Source organism: Nocardia sp. NPDC055002 (genome assembly GCF_053608825.1).
Window position 1 is genome coordinate 440,274 of sequence record NZ_JBSGWE010000002.1, and the last position, 13,131, is coordinate 453,404.

Below are 13,131 nucleotides of genomic sequence, written 5' to 3' on the forward strand. Positions count from 1 at the left end.
CACGTTATAGTTCGGCTGATCGGGCGACGATGCGGTCGGCCCGTGCTCGGAAGGGTGGACAAGTGCGGGCCTGGGATGACGCAGCCGATGTCGTGGTCGTCGGATACGGCGGAGCGGGAGCGGCCGCCGCGCTGGCCGCGCGGGAATCCGGCGCCGAGGTGCTGGCCGTCGACCGGTATCTGGGTGGCGGCGCTACGGCGCTGTCGGGTGGCATCGTGTACGCGGGCGGCGGCACCTGGGTGCAACGCGACGCGGGCATCGACGACGACGTCGACACCATGCTCGCGTACCTGCAGGCCGAGGTCGGTGACGCCGTGAGCGCCGCGACGCTGCGCCGATTCTGCGAAGAGTCCCCGGCGATGATCGACTGGCTGACCGGGCACGGCGTGCCCTTCCAGCCCTCGGTGTGCCCGTACAAGACGTCCTATCCGACCGACGACTACTACCTGTACTACTCGGGCAGCGAAAACTCCGGCGGTTACCGGGATCTCGCGAAACCGCGTCAACGCGGTCACCGCACGCACGGCCCCGGCGTCTCGGGCAAGGCACTGTTCGGGCCGCTGGCGGCGTCGGCGGCCGAGCACGGCGTTCGCGTCCGGACCGGCACCAGGGCGGCTCGGCTCGTTGTCGAGGACGGGCGCGTGACGGGCATCGAGGCGCTCACGATCGCCGACGCACCCGCGGCGGTACGGCGCCGATTCGCCGCGCTCGCCCGGATCTCGGCGAAACCCGGTGTGTATCACCAGGGTTTGCGCCGGGCGGTGGAAAAGCTGCTGGCCCGGATCGAGCGCAGATACGGTGTGCCGGTCCGGATCCAGGCGAGATCCGGCGTGGTGCTCACCACGGGCGGGTTCATCGCGAACGGGGAGATGGTCGCACGGCACGCCCCCGCGTATCCGTGGTCGCAGGGACTGCCGCTGGGGAGCGCCGGTGACGACGGCAGCGGCATCACCATGGCGCTCGACATCGGCGCGGCGAGCGGCAAGATGGACGCGCTGTCGACCTGGCGGTTCATCGCGCCGCCCAGCGCGTTCTTCGGAGCGATCGCGGTGAATGCCCTGGGCGAGCGCATGATCGACGAGTCCCGCTACGGCGCGGCTCTCGGCGCGGCCATCGCCACCAGCCCAGGTCATCGCGCGTGGCTGCTCGTCGACGCGGAGCTGGAGGCCGAAGCTCGCGGCCAGATCGGCGCACAGTCGGTGTGGTTCCAGCGAATGCAGACCGAGCGTTTGCTGCGGATCGGGCGCGTCACGGGGAACACCGTCGAGGAGGTTGCCGCACGGGCCGGGATCGACCCGTCCGCACTGCGCGCGACCCTCGACGCGCACAACCGCGCCATCGAGGACAACCGCCCCGATCCGCTGGGCAAGCCCGACGACCTCCGCCGCCCGTTGCGCACCGGACCGTTCGCCCTGCTGGATATCTCGTTCAAGGCGCGGCTCACCTACCCGATGCCGATGCTCACTCTCGGCGGCCTGCTGGTGGACGAGGACACCGGCGCTGTTCGCCTCGAGAGCGGGGGAGTCGTGCCGGGACTCTTCGCCGCGGGGCGCGCGGCGGTCGGCGTCTGTTCGAACTCCTACATCAGTGGCCTGTCGCTGGCCGACTGCATCTTCTCGGGGCGGCGGGCGGGCACCCACAGCGCCCAGCCGCTGCTACCTCGGTGAGGACCCTCGCAGACGCCGGCTGATCATGCGGGCATCCGATCCGGCGGGCCGCTCGCTCGATCGATCTCGGTGACGAACGCGCTGACCTCGGCCAAGGCGGCGACCGCTTCGGGGACGGCCAGATAACCGGCCTGGAAGACGTGCACTTGGCCGGGCCAGATCTGCAGGTCACAGCGCACGCCGACGCGGCGGGCGGTCGCCGCGAGGTGTTCGGCGTCGGCCTGCAAGACCTCGAGCCCGCCGACCTGGATGAGCATCGGCGGAAAGCCGGGGACGATCCCCGCCGCGACGTCCAGGCGGGGATCGGTCAGGTCTGCCCCCGCCACGTACATGCCGATCAGCCGGTTTGCGGTGATGGCCGAGGCGTACGGGTCGCGCACCGCCGGTTCCTTTGTCGCGGCCAGCCCGAAGGTGAGGTCGGCCAGCGGCGAGAACAGCACCAGCCCGGACGGTTGTGGAAGCCCCCGCCGGGCCAGCTCACCGGCGAGGGCCAGTGCCAGGTGCCCGCCCGCGGAGTCTCCGGCGACGACGATGTCGGCGGGTCGATGCCCGCGGGCGAGTAGCCAGAGGTAGCCACGCAGCGCGTCCTCGTGTGCCGCGGGAAACGGGTCCTCGGGCGCGAGCCGGTACCGCGCGGCGAACACGGGGCGCCCACTCGCGTGACCCACCCGCCCGACCAGGCCGCGGTGGGTGCCCGGCGAACAGGAGAAGTACGCACTGCCGTGCAGGTAGTAGACGACCGGCTCCCGCGGCTCGGGTACTGCGTTCACCCACTCGCCGCGGACCGCGAATTCGGTGTCCGCGTGTTCGTGGACGGGAAAACGCGCCACCGTCCAGGACGGCATGACCAGGCGCAACCCGTGCATTGCCGCGCGTCCGATACGGACGCCTGTGCGAGTGGCGGGGAGCCGTGAGCCCAGTCGGCGCACGGTGAGCAGCATGACCGCCGCCACGATTCGGCTGGCGCGCGACGGTGTCGCGACGAGATTTCGATCCATGCCGTGCATCATGCTCGGACAACAGGGCAACTGACAAGAACTCATGTCAAAATGCCCGACAGTCCTGTACTTTGTTGACATGACTTCATGTCAAAACTGGGACAGTCAATGAAAGGGCAGGTCATCGCGGTGACCGGCGGTGCGCGTGGGATCGGGAGGGAGATCGCCGCGCGGCTCGCCCGCGCGGGTGCGCGCGTCGCGATCGGCGACATCGACGAATCGGCGGCACACGCCACCGCCACCGAACTGGGGGCGCGGGTGCGGGGCTTCGGCGTCGATGTCGCCGACCGGGATTCGTTCGCGACGTTCCTCGCCACCGTCGAGCAGGAGTGGGGACCGCTCGATGTGCTCGTCAACAACGCCGGGGTGATGTGGGTGGGCCGGTTCGATCGGGAACCCGAAGCGGCGCGGCGACGGCAGTTCGACGTGAACGTCCACGGCGTGATCAACGGGGTGACCCTCGCCGCACCGGCCATGCGCGCGCGAGGCGCCGGGCACATCATCACCGTGGCCTCCGCCGCGTCGAAGCTCGCCCCGCCCGGTGAGTCCTCCTACGCCGCGACCAAGCACGCCGTCTTCGGCTACCTGAGCGGGGTCCGCGCTGAACTGCGCGGCAGCGGGGTCGCACTCTCGGTGATCATGCCGACCGTGGTGGACACCGAATTGGCGACCGGCACCGCCACCGGCGCGGTGGCACTGCTCCAGCCCGCCGACGTTGCCCGCGCCGTTGCCCGGACGATCGAACACCCTCGATTCGAGGTGACAGTGCCCCGCTACCTCGGACCGCTGCTGCGCGCGGTGAACGTCCTCCCGGCCGCCCTGCGCGACCGTGTCCTGTTCGGCATGGTCCCGGATCAGGTTGCCGCTGTTCATGATTCATCGAGCCGGGCCGACTATGAACACAAGGTCTGTGGCCCCACCGAACCTCCACCCACGCCGACGACAGGAACCCTGAAATGACCACAACCGACGCGCTCGGCGATATTCGGCCGATACCGGAGTTCGCCGGTGTCCACGACGTGTGGCCGCGCGGCGACCGGCTCGAGGCGGTGCGCGAAGGCGCCCTCCGCTACCGCGAGCGGTTCCTCCGGCAGGGGCAGGTGCGTGCGGTCAAGAGCTTCGACATCGCCGCCGCCCCGTATCCGCAGCGATTCGCCTTCCAGGGCTATTCGATCGGCCCCAACCCGATGATCTCGATCATCAATCGGATGTTCGTGGTCCAATTCGAAGGATTCGACGGCGCGCTCCGAACGCTGGTCTGGGAGCCCACCGTCGCGGCCGGATCGGGCAAGGCCCCGTTCTACGCGAAACTGCAGAAGCTCTCGCGCACGCTGCGCGCGGAGTCGCTGTTCGTCAAGTACTACAACGATCCCGAGGCGGTGCTGCCCCGACTGGGCCTGCGCAACGAGGATGTCGACTACGTCAGCTTCGACCACCTGCACGTGCAGGACATCCGCATGATCATGGGCAGCGACGAGCCGATCGACGGTGAGTCCGGGCCCCGTGACCCGCTGTTCCCGAACGCGCGGATGCTGGTGCAGCGCACCGAACTCGGCACGCTGGAATCGGTGCACCCGATGCAATGGGCCTGGTACGTCGACGGCGGTATGGACGGCGTCCCCGCCGAGCGACTGCAGGTCCTCGACGGTGACGTCGAGTTGGGTGTCGGGGTGAGCCTGCTGTGGACACCCGGGCACACCGACGGGAACCACTCGCTGTGCGTGAACACGCCCGACGGTGTGTGGGTGTCCTCGGAGAACGGGATGGCCGCCGACAGCTGGCAACCGGAACTGTCCAGGATTCCCGGGGTCCGGCAGCAGGCGCAGTTCTACGGCCGCGAAGTCGTCCTCAACGCGAACACTCTCGAAGACTCGCTGGATCAGTACGATTCCATGGTCAAGGAGAAGACCATGGCTTCCCGGTCACCGCGCGATCCGCGCTGGCTGCAAGTCGTTCCCTCCTCGGAATGCGCGAACTGGAAGCGGCAGTGGCCGGTCGTGCCGACTTTCACCCACGGCGGACTCGACTACGGGACGATCGCGATCCCACCTCGGGCCGATGACTAGGATGGAGACCTTCTAGATCAGGTAGCCGGATGCGGGAGGACAGTGACCGAGACCGACGCTCCGTCCGGGAACCGAGCTCCGTCGCGCCGCTACGGTGGGCGGGACAAGGCGAGTCGAAGCGCTGAGCGTCGAGACGCGCTCCTCGAGGCCGGCCTGGAACTGTTCGGCACCATCGGCTATCCGGCGTCGTCGGTGAAGAAGATCTGCGACCGCGCGGGGTTGACCGAGCGGTACTTCTACGAGTCCTTCACTCATCGTGAGGCACTGCTGCGCGCGGTCTACGACGGTCAGATCGACCAGGTCCGCGCCGCGACCTTGGCGGCGCTCGCGGGGGCCGAACCCGATCTGGCTCCCCAGGCCCACGCCAGTGTCGACGCGTTCGTTCGGACCGTGGCCGCGGACCCGCGCCGCGCCCGGGTCATCTTCATCGAGGTCGTCGGAGTCAGCGCGGAGCTCGAGGTGCACCGGCGCGCGGTCATGCACGAATTCGCCCAGCTGATCGCCGGTTTCGCCGACGCCTACTTCCATGTTCCCGCCACCGATCGCTTGGCGATCGCGGCGATGCTGTTCGCCGGCGGGATGACCGAGCTGATGGTGGACTGGACGCTGGCCGACGCGCCCTTGCCGCTCGACGAACTGATCGACGTCGCCGTGAGCATTCTGATCCACGGACTCGGGACCCTGGATCGCCGACCCGGCGAACCGGTGTAGCCGAGTCGGCGATCAGCCGGCGCGCCCGAATTCCTTGCGGTAGTGCTCGGACAATGCGGGGTAGTAGTCCTCGAAGGTCACCGTGGCCGGGTCGCGGTCGGTCTCGGCGGCGACCAGGCGGTCGAGGTAGTAGTCCCAGCCCGGCCCGACGTTCTCCGCCATGGTGGGATCGGGCACGTTCTGGGCGAAGACCAGGGTGGTGACGCCGCCTTCCTCGGCGAGGTCCAGGCGCAGCTGCCAGTGTTCGGGATTCTCTCCGTCGTAGGGCATCGACGTGGTGACCCGCAGCCGGTGCGGGGCATCGCATTCGTCGATCCGGAATCGCTCGGGGGGCATCTCGCCCTCGAAGGTCATCTGGAACTTCACTTCACCCGACGTCGGGTCGCCGGTCCAGGTGCCGAGCCAGCGGGCGAGCCGCTGCGGCTCGGTGACGGCGGCCCAGACGTCCTCGATCGGCGCGCGGAAGGTTCGGGTCCATTCGCAGTAGATGCCGTCGGCGAGGTCGCGGCGGTGTCCGGTCGCGGTGGGGATGGTCATGCGGTCTGCTCCTTGTCGCTATCGGTGCTGGTCGTGGCTCGGCGATCCCGGGTGGTGCGGCGGACTTCGAGATCGAGACCGTCGAGCGCGTGCTCCGGAATCGGCGGCCGGGCCGGTCGCAGCTTTTCCAGATAGTCGTGCAACGGCGTGAGCCCTGCGGGGGCGAGGCGATAGTGGCGTTCGCGGCCGTGCGGTTCGGCGCAGACCAGGCCCGCGTCGGCGAGTATCCGGAGATGTTTGCTGATCGCCGGTCTGCTGATGGGGTATTCCGCGGCGAGATCGACGACCCTGGCCGGTGCGCAGGCGAGCCGCTCGAGCAGATCGCGCCGCACGGAGTCGGCCAGGGCCTCGAACACGTCCACCTCTCAATTGGTAACCGACCAGTTACCAATTGTCAAGAGTGGACCGCTGGTGGTGGTCTCGGCACACGACAACGGCCCGACCGGTTGGTCGGGCCGTTGTCGTGATCTGTCCGCGCCGAGGCGGAGATCGGTTGCCGGGGCGGCCTATTCGGCGAGGCGGTGGGTTCCGTCGCGCACGGTGCCGACGAACTCTTCGATCAGGTCCTCCAGGGCGACCACGCCGACGGTGTTGCCACGGCTGTCGACCACCCGTCCCAGATGGCTACTGGTGCGGCGCAACCGGGCCAGCGCCTCGTACAGCGGAGTTCCGGTGCTCACCGTGGGCAGCGGGCGGATGTCGGTGCGCGGGATGACGGTGTCCGGGCCCGCGTTGTCGTCGGCGACCTCGTCGAGGACGTCCTTGATGTGCAGGTAACCCACCAGGGAGCCGTCGGAGGCGGCGACCGGGTAGCGCGAGAAACCGGTCTCGGACACCGCTGCCTCGACCTCGCCCAGGGTGGTCCCGTTGCCGATCAGCGGCACCGATCTGGCTTGGGCCAGCGGCACCATCACATCGCCGACGACCTGGTCGGACGTGCCGAGAGCCTGGGTGAGCCTGCGGTGTTCCTCTTCGTCGAGCAGCCCCTCGGAGCGGGATTCGCCGATCATCTCGGCCAGCTCCACCGTCGAGACCGTGGCGTCGAGTTCGTCCTTCGGCTCGATCCGCATCATCCGCAGCGTCATGTTCGCGGCCAGGTTGTACAGCGCGATCAGCGGCCGGGCGATCCGCAACCACATCAGGTGGATCGGCACCAGCAGCAGTGCCGAGCGTTCCGGACCGGCCAGGGCGATGTTCTTCGGCACCATCTCGCCGAGCAGGATGTGCAGGATCACCACCACCGTCAGCGCGAGCGCGAAGCCCACCGGGTGCAGCAACTGATCGGGCAGGCCGAGCAGTTCGAACGGGCGCTCGATCAGGTGCGCGATCGCGGGCTCGCCGACGCGGCCGAGCAGGATCGAGCAGATGGTGATGCCGAGCTGAGCCGCGGCGAGCATGATCGACAGGTTCTCGCCCGCCTCGATCACCGTCTGGGCCTTCTTCTTGCCTTGGGCGACAAGGGCTTCCAGCCGATCGCGGCGGGCGGAGATGAGGGCGAACTCGGCGGCGACGAAGAACGCGTTGCCCGCCAGCAGGACGACGGTCAGCAAGATTCCGAACAGGTCACCCATGAGCGTTCTCCCGTGCCGAGAGGTTGGCCGCGTCGACGGGGATCAACCGCACCCGGTCGATGCGCCGTCCGTCCATCCGTTCCACCCGGGCGATCCAGCCGCCCCCGGAACCGCGGGACGCGGGCAGCACCACTTCGTCACCGGTCACCGGGATACGGCCGAGCTGGGCCAGTACCAGACCACCGAGGGTTTCGTATTCGCCCTCGGGCGCGTCGTAGCCGGTCGCGCGCGACACCTCGTCGATGCGCATCAGGCCCGAGCAGTCCCAGCCGTCGGAGACCCGGCGCACATCGCGCTCCTCCTCGTCGTGCTCGTCGCGCACGTCGCCGAGGATCTCCTCGATCAGGTCCTCCATGGTCACCATGCCCGCGGTGCCGCCGTATTCGTCGACGACCAGGGCCACCTGCATGCCGTCGGCGCGGACGCGCTCGAGGACTTCGTCGCCGTCCAGGCTGGCGGGCACGATCGGCACCGCGACGGCGAGGTCGCTGAGCTGGATCTGCTTGCGCAGTTCACCCGGGTGGGTGAACGCCTGCTTGACGTGCACCACGCCGAGGGTGTTGTCGAGGTCGCCGTCGACCACCGGGAATCGGGAGTAGCCGGTGCGCGCGGCGGCGGCGATGAGGTCGGCGATGGTGTCGTGGCGGTCCAGCGATTCGACCTTCACGCGCGGTGTCATCAGGTCCTCGGCGCTGCGCTCACCGAATTCCAGCGAGCGGTCCATCACCTGCGCGGTGCGCTGATCCATCGCGCCACGCATGGCGGAGGTGCGCACCAGCGAACCGAGTTCCTGGGGCGAGCGAGCCGAGCGCAGTTCCTCGGCGGGTTCGATGCCGAGCCTGCGGACCACCCAGTTGGCGGCGCCGTTGAGAAAACGGATGAGCCACTTGAACAGGGCCGAGAAGCCGATCATCGGGCCCGCGGTGAGCCGGGCGACCTTCATCGGCTCGGCGATCGCGATGTTCTTGGGCACCAGCTCGCCGTAGATCATCGACAGCGAGGTCGCGATGATCAGGGCCAGCGCCAAGGCGACGCCGTGCGCGGCGTTTTCGCTCAAGCCGATGCCGTCCAGCAGCGGATCGAGCAGCCGTGCCAGGACGGGTTCGGCGATGTAGCCGGTGATCAGCGTCGTGATGGTGATGCCGAGCTGGGCGCCGGAGAGCTGGAACGACAGAGTGTGATGGGCCTGTTTCACCAGGCGTGACTGGGTGTCACCTTCCCGAGCGGCCGCTTCGACGGTGCTGCGTTCCAGTGCGGTGAGGGAGAACTCGGCGGCGACGAACAGCGCCGTTCCGAGGGTGAGTGCGACGAAGCCGAGCAGGCTGAGCACGGTCAGAACGATGGACATCCTCAGCACCACCCGAGTGGGGGCGCGGTAGGGAAACCGGGGGATCGAACGGACGCTGCGGAAAGGAGGACGCCGGGTTTGTCACCCGGCTCCGTAGAGGAGCCCTCCTGTGTGGCGCCCTTGGACGCGGGTGACAACTGGATCCTTTCGAGGCGGGAGTCGAGCATGTGCCGTGATCGGCAACTCCATAGTAATCCGTGCCCACCCATGATGTGTCAGCGGCGCGGCTCCGCCCGCCGACGGCGGCCGATCGAAGGGTTCGATCGGCCGCCGCGGGCGCGGTTCACCAGCCGCTGGGAAGCGGCCTGCCTTCGGCGAAGCCGGCGGCGGACTGCACGCCGAGCACGGCCTTGTCGTGGAATTCCGGCAGCGAGCGAGCACCGGCGTAGGTGCACGAGCTGCGCACACCCGAGCAGATGTGGTCGATGAGATCCTCGACGCCGGGACGCTCGGGATCCAGACGCATCCGCGAGCTGGAGATACCCTCTTCGAACAGTGCCTTGCGGGCGCGGTCGAAGCTGCTGTCGGCGGCGGTGCGGGCGGCGACAGCACGCTTGGACGCCATGCCGAAGCTCTCCTTGTACTTGTTGCCGTCGCGGTCGATGCGCAGGTCGCCGGGGGACTCGTAGGTACCGGCGAACCAGGAACCGATCATCACGTTCGATGCGCCCGCGGCCAGCGCCAGCGCCACGTCGCGGGGGTGCCGGACGCCACCGTCGGCCCACACGTGCACGCCGAGTTCCTTTGCCGCGGCGGCACATTCGGCCACGGCGGAGAACTGCGGGCGACCGACGCCGGTCATCATGCGGGTGGTGCACATGGCGCCGGGGCCGACACCGACTTTGATGATGGTCGCGCCCGCCTCGGCCAGATCGCGGGTGCCCTCGGCGGAAACCACATTGCCCGCGACCAGGGGCAGGCCGAGGCCGAGATCGGCGACGGTGCGCAAAGATTCGAGCATTTTGGTCTGGTGGCCGTGCGCGGTGTCGAGGACGAGCACATCGGCGCCCGCCTCGGCCAGGGCCTTCGCCTTGGCGGCCACGTCGCCGTTGATGCCGACGGCGGCGGCGACGCGCAGCTTGCCGTTCGCGTCGACCGCGGGGGTGTAGATGCCCGCGCGGACGGTGCCGGTGCGGGTCATCACGCCCGCGAGGGTGCCGTCGGGGTGGGTGAGCACCGCGAGCTGGGCGTGGGCCTCGGCGAGGCGGTCGAAGATATCGCGCGGGGACGCCTCGACGGCCACCTGGACGAAGTCGGTGAACGCGACCTCGCGCAGGCGCGCGAACCGGTCCACATCGGCGCATGCGGCCTCGGTGACGACGCCGACCGGCTTGCCGTCCTCGACGACCACGACGGCCCCGTGCGCGCGCTTGTGCATCAGCGCCACCGCGTCGGACACCGAACGATCGGGGTCGAGGGTGACCGGGGTGTCGGCGGTGAGCGAGCGGCTCTTCACGAACGCGATGGTGTCGGCGGCCGCGGGGATCGGCAGATCCTGGGGGAGCACCACGATGCCACCGCGGCGAGCGACGGTCTCGGCCATCCGTTTGCCCGCGACCGCGGTCATGTTCGCGACCACGAGGGGGATGGTGGTACCGGTCCCGTCGACGCTGGCCAGGTCCACATCGAACCGGGACGCGACATCGGTCCGGTTCGGGACCAGGAAGAGGTCGTCGTAGGTCAGGTCATACGGCGGCTGGGGTCCCGGAAGAAATCGCACTTGATTGATAGTAGCCCTGTGAGCCCAGCGGCGGGCAAATCCCGCGCCGTGTCAGCGCGTGGGCTCGGCGGTGACCGCTCTGGTGTGGCACAGGGCCACGGTCGCCGCGCACATCACGACGACACAGACTCCGACGACGACGAGTCCGGGACCGCTGGTGCGCAGGTGCTCGTCGAGAGCGGTGAGGCCGAGGAACGCGGCGGCCAGGGGTTCGGCGATGGTCGCCGCGGGGAGTGAGGCCGACAGCGGTCCGGCCTGGAACGCGCGCTGCTGCAGGTACACGCCGAGCAGGCCCGCGGCCACCAGCGTCCAGGTTTGCCACCCGCCGAGCACCGCGCCGATCCCGTCACCGAACAGGGTGACCACGCGATCGGTGAGTGCGGCCGCCGTCCCGAACAGGGCGCCACCGGCGAGACCGAGAGCGAGCGCCTGTCCCGACCGGCTGCTGATCGTCAGCCCGGCGACGACCGCGGCCACGACGACGCCGAGCAGAATCGCCAAGGGCACCAACCATTCCCGGAAGGGCGCCGTGTCCTCGCCCGCTGTCGGATCGCCCACGATCAGGAACAGCGCGAGCGCCGCGACGAGGATCAGCGCGGTCGTGGCGGCGCGCGCGGTGATCCGCTGCCCGTTCAGCCGTGCGGACAGCGGCAGCGCGAAGACCAAGGCGCTCACCAGAATCGGTTGCACCACCAGCACCGCGCCGAATGCCAGCGCGAGAACCTGCATCGCGTAACCACCGGTGTCACCGACGATTCCGGACCACCAGCGTGGGCTGCGGAGCAGGCCGCCGAGCAGGGACGTGCCTTCGGGCACTGCCGCGGCCGCCCGCTGCTGCGCTACGGCGCCCAGCGCGATCAACATGGCCGCGATCAGCGCGCACACGATGGTGGCGATCTCGTGGTTCGTCACGGGCTCAGTGTGCGGGATCCGGCGCTCGTCGGCGCTGATCTACGAATGAGAGTCGCGGGGTTCGGGTACCTGGAAACAGACGCGTGGCCGAACCGTAATCGGTTCGGCCACGCGTTGATTCAGTTTGCCGTGCGGTTGCGGTGCGCGGCGGGAGCGGCCGGACGCGCGGCGCGACGACGAGAATTCGTCGGCGTGTCGCCCGTGCGGGCGTGTCCACCGGAGCGCGTGCGCGGCTCGTGCGCCGGACGCTCGCGGCGCGGTGCGCCACCACGGCCCGCTTCGGCGGCCGGAGCGCCACCGGTGCGCGGACGACGAGTACGCCCGCCGCCGTTCGCCGCGCGGGTGGGCTGCGCGGGGGCGACCGGCGCGGCCAGTGCGATCCCACTGGGCTTGCGGGCGCCGGTGATCTCCACCAGGTTCCGGTCGCCGGGGCGCACGTCGACACCGTCGGTGCGCACGCCCGCCTTGCGGGTCATCGCGGCGACGTCCTTACGCTCCTCGTCGGTGACGAGGGTGACCACGACACCGTCCTCACCGGCGCGCGCGGTGCGGCCGGCGCGGTGCAGGTAGGCCTTGTGCTCGGCGGGCGGGTCGAAGTGCACGACCAGCGAGACACCGTCGATGTGGATTCCGCGCGCGGCGACGTCGGTGGTGACCAGCACCGGCACCGACCCGTCGGCGAAGGCCGCCAGGGTGCGGACGCGGTTGTTCTGGGCCTTGCCGCCGTGCAGCGAGCCCGCGTCGACGCCGGCGCCGCGCAGCTGCTTGGCCAGGCGGTCGGCGCCGTGCTTGGTACGCACGAACATGATGGTCAGACCCTCACGCGCGGCGATCTCGGTGGCCACGGTGCGCTTGATGTTCTTGTCGCGCACGTAGAGCAGGTGGTGGGTCATGGTGCTCACCGAGGCCTCGGCGGGCGCGGTCGAGTGGGTCACCGGGTTGTGCATGTAGCGCTTGACGAGCTTGTCCACGTCACCGTCGAGGGTGGCCGAGAACAGCAGACGCTGACCCTGCTTGGGGGTGCGGTCGAGCAGCCGGGTGACCTGGGGCAGGAAGCCCATGTCGGCCATGTGGTCGGCCTCGTCGAGCGCGGTGATCGTCACGTCCGACAGGTCGGCGGCGCGCTGCTTGATCAGGTCGTCGAGGCGACCGGGGGTCGCGATGAGCAGGTCGACACCGCGGGCGAGGCGGTCGGCCTGACGCTTGATCGGTGCGCCACCGACGACGGAGGCCACGCGCAGGCCCAGCGAGCGGGCGGCCTCTTCGAGGGCCTTTTCGATCTGGGTCGCGAGTTCGCGGGTCGGCACCAGCACGAGGCCGCGCGGGCGACCGGGCTTGGAGGGGGATCCCTGGGCCAGGCGGGTCAGCATCGGCAGGCCGAAGGCGAGGGTCTTGCCCGAGCCGGTCGGGCCGCGACCGAGCACGTCACGCCCGGAGAGGGCGTCGCCGATCGTGGCGGCCTGGATGGGGAAGGGCTTGTCGATGCCCGCGTTGCGCAGGGTCTGCACCAGTTCGACGGGCAGGCCGAGTTCGGCGAAGGTCGGTTCGTTGGGCACGGCAGAGTTGGTCAAGGTGGCCTTTCGTTGGGCTGCGAATCGCGC

General features: G+C 69.6%; 12 protein-coding genes. 4 read left to right on the top strand and 8 right to left on the bottom strand.

The window, feature by feature from the left end:
- The first annotated feature begins 29 nt into the window (after positions 1-29).
- Positions 30-1,667, top strand: coding sequence for an FAD-binding protein (locus ACWF99_RS09275; RefSeq protein WP_452535579.1), 1,638 nt, complete (start codon positions 30-32; stop codon positions 1,665-1,667).
- A 23-nt stretch (positions 1,668-1,690) separates the two neighbouring features.
- Here ACWF99_RS09275 and ACWF99_RS09280 read toward each other — a convergent pair whose 3' ends face one another.
- Positions 1,691-2,665, bottom strand: a complete 975-nt coding sequence (locus ACWF99_RS09280; RefSeq protein WP_452535580.1) for an alpha/beta hydrolase — start codon at positions 2,663-2,665, stop codon at positions 1,691-1,693.
- A gap of 108 nt (positions 2,666-2,773) precedes the next feature.
- On the opposite strand from ACWF99_RS09280, the gene ACWF99_RS09285 reads away from it, so the two are divergent.
- The 3 genes from ACWF99_RS09285 to ACWF99_RS09295 are packed head-to-tail and all read left to right on the top strand — an operon-like array spanning position 2,774 to position 5,442.
- Positions 2,774-3,625 carry an SDR family oxidoreductase gene (locus ACWF99_RS09285; protein WP_378627205.1) on the top strand — a complete coding sequence of 284 codons (852 nt, stop codon included), beginning with the start codon at positions 2,774-2,776 and terminating at the stop codon, positions 3,623-3,625.
- On the top strand, positions 3,622-4,731 hold the full coding sequence (locus tag ACWF99_RS09290) for an MBL fold metallo-hydrolase (RefSeq protein WP_378656177.1): 1,110 nt from the start codon (positions 3,622-3,624) through the stop codon (positions 4,729-4,731). Before ACWF99_RS09285 ends, ACWF99_RS09290 begins: the two co-directional genes overlap by 4 nt.
- Positions 4,732-4,773: 42 nt before the next feature.
- Positions 4,774-5,442 carry a TetR/AcrR family transcriptional regulator gene (locus tag ACWF99_RS09295; protein WP_378627207.1) on the top strand — a complete coding sequence of 223 codons (669 nt, stop codon included), beginning with the start codon at positions 4,774-4,776 and terminating at the stop codon, positions 5,440-5,442.
- Positions 5,443-5,454: 12 nt separating this feature from the next.
- Here the strand turns inward: ACWF99_RS09295 and ACWF99_RS09300 are convergent, their stop codons facing one another.
- The 7 genes from ACWF99_RS09300 to ACWF99_RS09330 form a co-directional block, all read right to left on the bottom strand.
- Positions 5,455-5,979: an SRPBCC family protein gene (locus tag ACWF99_RS09300; protein ID WP_378627208.1), complete on the bottom strand. Its 525-nt coding sequence runs from the start codon at positions 5,977-5,979 to the stop codon at positions 5,455-5,457.
- Entirely contained in the window at positions 5,976-6,341 is a 366-nt protein-coding gene (locus ACWF99_RS09305; protein WP_452535581.1) for an ArsR/SmtB family transcription factor, read from the bottom strand. The genes ACWF99_RS09300 and ACWF99_RS09305 overlap by 4 nt, the downstream gene beginning before the upstream one ends.
- 144 nt (positions 6,342-6,485) lie before the next feature.
- Complete coding sequence (locus tag ACWF99_RS09310; RefSeq protein ID WP_378627210.1) at positions 6,486-7,550, bottom strand: hemolysin family protein; 1,065 nt, start codon at positions 7,548-7,550, stop codon at positions 6,486-6,488.
- Positions 7,543-8,898: a hemolysin family protein gene (locus tag ACWF99_RS09315; RefSeq protein WP_378627211.1), complete on the bottom strand. Its 1,356-nt coding sequence runs from the start codon at positions 8,896-8,898 to the stop codon at positions 7,543-7,545. Before ACWF99_RS09315 ends, ACWF99_RS09310 begins: the two co-directional genes overlap by 8 nt.
- A 283-nt stretch (positions 8,899-9,181) precedes the next feature.
- A complete protein-coding gene (locus ACWF99_RS09320; RefSeq protein WP_378627213.1) occupies positions 9,182-10,618 on the bottom strand; it encodes a GuaB1 family IMP dehydrogenase-related protein in 1,437 nt (478 codons plus the stop codon).
- Positions 10,619-10,669: 51 nt separating this feature from the next.
- On the bottom strand, positions 10,670-11,530 hold the full coding sequence (locus tag ACWF99_RS09325; RefSeq protein ID WP_452535582.1) for a DMT family transporter: 861 nt from the start codon (positions 11,528-11,530) through the stop codon (positions 10,670-10,672).
- A 119-nt stretch (positions 11,531-11,649) separates the two neighbouring features.
- Complete coding sequence (locus ACWF99_RS09330; protein WP_378627216.1) at positions 11,650-13,101, bottom strand: DEAD/DEAH box helicase; 1,452 nt, start codon at positions 13,099-13,101, stop codon at positions 11,650-11,652.
- Positions 13,102-13,131 lie beyond the last annotated feature (30 nt).

What these genes read in the sequence shown, in the direction of transcription:
- ACWF99_RS09315 (WP_378627211.1), bottom strand. Translation starts at nt 8,898, where the DNA reads ATGTCCATCGTTCTGACCGTGCTCAGCCTGCTCGGCTTCGTCGCACTC.
- ACWF99_RS09310 (WP_378627210.1), bottom strand. Translation starts at nt 7,550, where the DNA reads ATGGGTGACCTGTTCGGAATCTTGCTGACCGTCGTCCTGCTGGCGGGC.
- ACWF99_RS09290 (WP_378656177.1), top strand. Translation starts at nt 3,622, where the DNA reads ATGACCACAACCGACGCGCTCGGCGATATTCGGCCGATACCGGAGTTC.
- ACWF99_RS09300 (WP_378627208.1), bottom strand. Translation starts at nt 5,979, where the DNA reads ATGACCATCCCCACCGCGACCGGACACCGCCGCGACCTCGCCGACGGC.
- ACWF99_RS09285 (WP_378627205.1), top strand. Translation starts at nt 2,774, where the DNA reads ATGAAAGGGCAGGTCATCGCGGTGACCGGCGGTGCGCGTGGGATCGGG.
- ACWF99_RS09280 (WP_452535580.1), bottom strand. Translation starts at nt 2,665, where the DNA reads ATGGATCGAAATCTCGTCGCGACACCGTCGCGCGCCAGCCGAATCGTG.
- ACWF99_RS09275 (WP_452535579.1), top strand. Translation starts at nt 30, where the DNA reads ATGCGGTCGGCCCGTGCTCGGAAGGGTGGACAAGTGCGGGCCTGGGAT.